The organism is Micromonospora sp. NPDC049799, from assembly GCF_040656655.1.
Lineage (GTDB): Bacteria > Actinomycetota > Actinomycetes > Mycobacteriales > Micromonosporaceae > Micromonospora.
The window spans coordinates 1-5,668 of the sequence record NZ_JBFAMU010000324.1 but is presented as its reverse complement, the minus strand read 5'-3'; the positions used below and the strand labels follow the sequence as shown (position 1 = coordinate 5,668).

General features: G+C 71.2%; 2 protein-coding genes and 1 pseudogene. 1 reads left to right on the top strand and 2 read right to left on the bottom strand.

Annotated features, from left to right (window positions below; translation table 11 throughout):
- Positions 1 to 129 precede the first annotated feature (129 nt).
- Both AB0I76_RS21135 and AB0I76_RS21130 read right to left on the bottom strand, forming a co-directional pair.
- Positions 130 to 2,844, bottom strand: a pseudogene (locus AB0I76_RS21135) (UPF0182 family protein); the annotation flags it as partial.
- A 154-nt stretch (positions 2,845 to 2,998) separates the two neighbouring features.
- Complete coding sequence (locus AB0I76_RS21130) at positions 2,999 to 4,012, bottom strand: PDZ domain-containing protein (RefSeq protein WP_357038016.1); 1,014 nt, start codon at positions 4,010 to 4,012, stop codon at positions 2,999 to 3,001.
- A gap of 183 nt (positions 4,013 to 4,195) precedes the next feature.
- Between AB0I76_RS21130 and AB0I76_RS21125 the strand changes: the two genes are divergently transcribed.
- The gene (locus AB0I76_RS21125; protein WP_357038019.1) at positions 4,196 to 5,413 is read left to right on the top strand and encodes a zinc-dependent metalloprotease; all 1,218 of its coding nucleotides are present in this window, start codon (positions 4,196 to 4,198) and stop codon (positions 5,411 to 5,413) included.
- Positions 5,414 to 5,668 lie beyond the last annotated feature (255 nt).

Sequence of the window (5,668 nt, the reverse complement as noted above, 5' to 3'; positions counted from 1 at the left end):
TAGTCCTAGCCCTCAAAGTTTAACAGAACCCCGCTGCCCGCGAACCCCCTGCTCAATAAGGGGCTCCTGACCTCGGGTCCGGGGGGGGGGCGGCGACCCCCCGGGGGGTGGCGGCGGGTCGACGCCGCCCGGCGGCGGGGTGGCCGGGGCGCCGGCCCGTTTGCCCTGCTCGACGAGCTGCTTGATGCCGTCGGTGAGGTTGTTGGCGAGCACCACGTAGGAGCCGCCGTCGCCGTAGGACAGGAGCACCTTCTGCAGCAGCGGGTACGCGTCCTGCTGGTTGCTCTTCACGTAGACGGGCTCGACGTAGAGCATGCCGTTGCCGAACGGCAGCGACAGCAGGTTGCCGTACTGGACCTGCGCCTGGTTGGAGGAGAGCAGGTTCAGCTCGGTACGGATGGTCGCGTTGTTGGTCATCTGCTGGTGCACCTGCACGGGGCCGGAGATCCGGGTCTGGTCCGGCAGCTCCAGGACCTTCAACTCCGGCTTCCCGTCGACGTACGACCCAGAGATCAACGCGGCCAGGTTCTGCCGCCCGTTCGGGGTGACCGCCGAGGTCAACTGGAAGCGCGGCTCGTTCTGACCGGGGAACTGGGTGAACAGGTAGTACGGCGGCTGCTTCTGGCCGGTGTCCGGGGCGTCCGGCACGTTCGGGACCTCCCAGAAGTCCTGGCCGGAGTAGAAGTCGCCGGGGTTGGTGACGTGGAAGCGGGTGAGCAGGTTGCGCTGCACCTTGAACAGGTCGGCCGGGTAGCGGAAGTGCTGGGCCAGCTCGGCGGGGATGTCACCCTTCGGCTTGACCAGGTCACCACCGAAGGCCTTGTTCCACGCCTTGAGCACCGGGTCGTTCTCGTCGAACTCGTAGAGCGTCACCGTGCCGTCGTACGCGTCGACGGTGGCCTTCACCGAGTTGCGGATGTAGCTGACGTTCTCCCGGGCCAGCTGGAAGGTGCCCCGGCCGGTCAGCTCGTCGGTCGTCTCCTGCTGGAGGTTGACCCGCTCGGCGTACGGGTAGGTGGCCGCCGTGGTGTAGCCGTCGATGATCCACTGCACCCGGCCGCCGACCACCGCCGGGTACGGGTCGCCGTCGACGGTCAGGAACGGGGCGACCTTCTCCACCCGCTCGCGGGGGTTGCGGACGTACAGCAGCTTCGAGTTCTCGTTGATCGCGCCGGAGAGCAGGAAGTTCGACTCCTGCTGCTGGATGGCGTAGAGCAGCCGGCGGGGGAACGAGCCGATCTCGACGCCACCGGCACCGGTGTAGGTGTAGTAGGACTCGGCGCCGTTGTCGCCCTCGCCGACCGGGCGGTCGAACTCCGACGGGTTGGCGTCCGGGTTGGCCTTGCCGACGATCGCGTAGTCGTCGGCCTCCATCCGCTCGCCGTAGTAGATGCGGGGCTGGCTGGCCGGGATCTGCTCGGTCTGCGAGCCGCAGGCCTCCGCCGACTTCTCCCCACCGAGGAAGCCGGAGACGAAGAACGGCTGCCCACCGCAGACCACCTGGTTGGCCGGAGCGGCCACCAGCCCGTAGCCGTGGGTGTAGACGGTGTGCCGGTTGATCCAGTTGCTCTGCTGGGCGGTCAGCTCACCGTAGTTGATCTCCCGGACGCCGACCACGTAGTCCCGCGTCTTGTTGGCCACCGTGTAGCGGTCGATGTCCAGCTTGGGGCCGAAGTCGTAGAAGCCACGGACCTGCTGGAGCTGGGTGTACGTCTCGGAGACCAACTGCGGGTCGAGCAGCCGGGCGTTCGGTACCACGCTGGTGTCGGTGGCCAGGGTCGCCGGTGGGATCAGGTTGTTGGCCGAGTACGGCGCTGTGTCGGCGATTGTCAGCCCGAACGCGTCGCGGGTCGCGTCGATGCTGCGCTGGATGTACGGCGCCTCCTTCTCCCGGGCGCTGGGCTTGACCTCGAAGTTCTGCACCGCCCACGGGTAGATGCCGCCGATCGCGACCGCCGACACGCCGAGCAGGGCCAGCGAGATGCCCGGCCAGACCAGGTTCCGCATCCAGGCGTTGGAGAAGACGATGATCGCGATCGCCACCACGATCGAGATGTACGCGAGGATCTCCTTCGCCGGCAGCAGGGCGTTGACCTGGGCGTAACCGGCGCCGTAGGTGTTCGCGGTGTCGTTGTACTCCAGCAGCATCGCCCGCCGGTCCAGCACGTACGCGATGGCCTTGAGCAGGACGAAGACGGCGACGAGCGTGCTGAGGTGCGCGCGGGCGGCGTTGGTCATGCGGTCCCCGACGCCCTGGAGGCGGACGCCGCCGAAGATGTAGTGCACGGCGAGCGCGCCGATGACGGCGAGGACGACGGCGGTGAACCCGACCCCGAGCAGGTAGCGCCAGAACGGCAACTGGAAGACGTAGAACCCGACGTCGACCCCGAACTCGGGATCCTTGACGCCGAAGTCGCCGCCGTTGCGGAAGAGCAGCCACTGGCTCCAGCGGCCCTGCGCGGAGAGCCCCGCGAAGAGGCCGATCACGCCGGCGGTCAGGGCGATCCAGAGGCCGAGCCGAGGGCTCAGCAACATCCGGTAGCGCTCCAGGGTGACCTGCTCGGGCGAGTGCGGCCGCATCCTCGGACGCAGCCGGTGGGCCAGCCACAGGTTGCCGCCGATGATCACCGCCATGCCGAGGCCGACGGCGAGGAACAGCAGCAGCCGGGTGGCGAGCACACCGGTGAACACGTCGGTGTAGCGGACCTCCTCGAACCACAGCCAGTCCGTCCACGCCTGCACACCCCACCCGAGCAGGGTGAGAAGCACGAACACCCCGACCAGGACACCGATCGTGACGCGTCCGCGTCGGCTCATCCTCGGCAGGGGGCTGCTGCTACGCATGACCACTGTTGGCTCCGCATGCTCGATATGATCGGCTCCGATCAGGCACCCAGAGTACGGGGTGTTCCTGAACGCGGCGGTCCACGGTCACCCCGACGCGACGCGTCCACGGTCCGTCCCTGCCCACCGGCCCGCCGGCCATGATCAGGAGCGGTCAGCAGCGGGTCGGTTCCGCCCCGGCACGCAGCTTCTCCAGCGCGGTCAGCGCGTCGTCCAACGTGGCCACCCGGATCAGCGGGAGGCCGGGCTGCGGGTTGCGGACCGCCTCGGCGCAGTTGTCCGCCGGCACGAGGAACGCGGTCGCGCCGGCGTCCTTCGCGCCGACCAGCTTCTGGGGGATGCCGCCGATCGGCCCGACCCGGCCTGAGTCGTCGATGGTGCCCGTGCCGGCGATGACCTTGCCGCCGGTCAGGTCGGCCGGGGTGAGCTTGTCCACGATGCCGAGCGCGAACATCAGGCCGGCGCTGGGACCGCCGATGTCGTCCAGGTCGATGCTCAGGGTGAACGGGTGCGGCTGCTGCTGGTCGATCTCGACACCGATCCGCGGCCGGCCGTCCTGCTCTCGGCTGGCGATGCGGACGGTGGAGGCCGCGCCGTCGCGGGTGTAGCCGACGGTGAAGGTGGTCCCGGCGGGCTTGCCCCGGATCACCTCGGTGAGGCGGCTGGCCGCCGGCAACGGCTGCCCGTCGACGGAGGTGACCACGTCGCCGGGCCGGAGCCGGCCGGACGCCGGCCCGTCGGCGGCCACGGTCTTGACCACCACCTGCACCGGGAAGCCCAGCTCGGCGAGCGCCGCGGTCTCCGCGCTGGTCTGCGAGACCTCGAAGTCCTGGGCGTTGCGCTCCTCGACCTGCTCCCGGCTCTCCCCCGGCGGGTACACCAGCTCCCGTGGCACGACCGCCTCGTCATCGGAGAACCACGCCTGGAGCGCCGACCGGAGCTTCACCTCCGGCTGCACCCCCACGGTCGTCAGCCGCAACTGCCCCGCCGAGGTGGAGGTCTCCCGGCCGGACACCTGGATGACCTCCTTGCCGTCGGAGGTGCCCAACGTGTTGACGGTCGGCCCGGGGCCGAGCACCACGTAGGGGATGGGTGCCGCGAGCACGCCGATGCTGAGCAGGGTGGTGAGCAGGGCACCCAGAAGGACGGTCACGCCGCGACGTCTCATGCGCCAGAGCGTACCGATCAGGGTGGTGGCCTCCGACGGACGAACCGGTGACTTCGCCCTGAGCGCAACGCGGGCGGCGGCTACCTGGGGCGCGGCGCGCGTACCGTAGACGTCGTGCCTGATATTCCGTTCGGTTTCGCGCTCCCGGGTGGGCAACCACCAGACCCCAACGATCCCGCGCAGATGCAGCAGTTCATGTCGCAGTTGCAGCACCTGCTCTCCGCGCCGGGCAGCGGGCCGGTCAACTGGGACCTGGCCCGCCAGGTGGCCGCCAGCCAGCTCGCCGCCTCCGGCGACCCGGCGGTCTCGCCGTTCGAGCGCAACGCGGTGGAGGAGGCGTTGCGGCTCGCCGACCTCTGGCTGGAGCCGGCCTCCGCCCTGCCCTCCGGCATCCAGACCTCGCTGGCCTGGAACCGGAACGAGTGGATCTACCGGACCCTGGACGTGTGGCGCAAGCTGTGCGATCCGGTGGCCAGCCGCATGGTCGGCGCGATGGGCGACCTGGTGCCGCCGGAGGCGCGCGCCCAGCTCGGCCCGATGCAGTCGATGGTCGCCACCCTGGGCGGCGCCCTCTTCGGCGGTCAGCTCGGCCAGGCCCTCGGCTCGCTCGCCGCGGAGGTGCTCTCCGCCGGCGACATCGGGCTGCCGCTCGGCCCCGCCGGCACGGCCGCGCTGATCCCGGCCAACATCCGGGAGTACGGCGCCGGCCTGGAGCTGCCCGAGGACGAGGTCCGCCTCTACGTGGCCCTGCGCGAGGCGGCGCACCAGCGCCTCTTCCAGCACGTGCCGTGGCTGCGCGGGCACGTCCTCAGCGCCGTGGAAATGTACGCCGCGGGCATCCGCGTCAACCGGGAGGCGATCGAGGAGGCCATGGGCCGGGTCGATCCGACCGACCCGGAGTCGATGCAGGCCATCGCCCTGGAGGGCATCTTCACGCCGGAGGACACCCCGGCCCAGAAGGCGTCGCTGGCTCGTCTGGAGACCGCCCTGGCCCTGGTCGAGGGGTGGGTCTGCCACGTGGTGGACAGCGCCGCCGGTGGCCGGTTGCCCAACGTCGTACGGCTCGGCGAGGCGTTCCGCCGCCGTCGGGCGGCGGGTGGGCCCGCCGAGCAGACCTTCGCGGCGCTGGTCGGCCTGGAGCTGCGCCCCCGCCGGCTGCGCGAGGCCGCCGCTCTCTGGGCGGCGCTCTCCGAGCACCGGGGGATCGCCGGCCGGGACGCCCTGTGGGGCCACCCCGACCTGCTGCCCTCCGACGACGACTTCGCCGACCCGGTGGCGTTCGCCCGGTCGGAGGTCGACCTCGGCGAGCTGGAGACCTTCGACTTCACCGCGCCCGGCGGTCCCGAGGAGAAGGCGCCCGGCACGCCGGACGACGACGAGGGCGACGACAGGCGCTCCTGACCGCATCGCCTCTCCCGGGCGGGCCCGCCTCATCCCGGGCATCCCGGGCGGCCCGCCCTGAGACGCGGGTGCGGCCGATCACGAGATCCGACGTCGGCGTGGGCCGTCCCGCGCGGTTCCCGCCGTTCAGCCGGGGCGGCCGGCGCCGGAGAGCAACGCGCGGGTCGCCTCCCAGCCCTCCACGGCCGGGTCGAGACCGGCGAGGTCGGCCGGCCCGCGCAGGCGCCGCCACGCCGGGGTGACCGCGAGGTCGCC

Coding starts and splice junctions, on each gene's coding strand:
- AB0I76_RS21125 (WP_357038019.1), top strand. CDS start 4,196: ATGCAGCAGTTCATGTCGCAGTTGCAGCACCTGCTCTCCGCGCCGGGC.
- AB0I76_RS21130 (WP_357038016.1), bottom strand. CDS start 4,012: ATGAGACGTCGCGGCGTGACCGTCCTTCTGGGTGCCCTGCTCACCACC.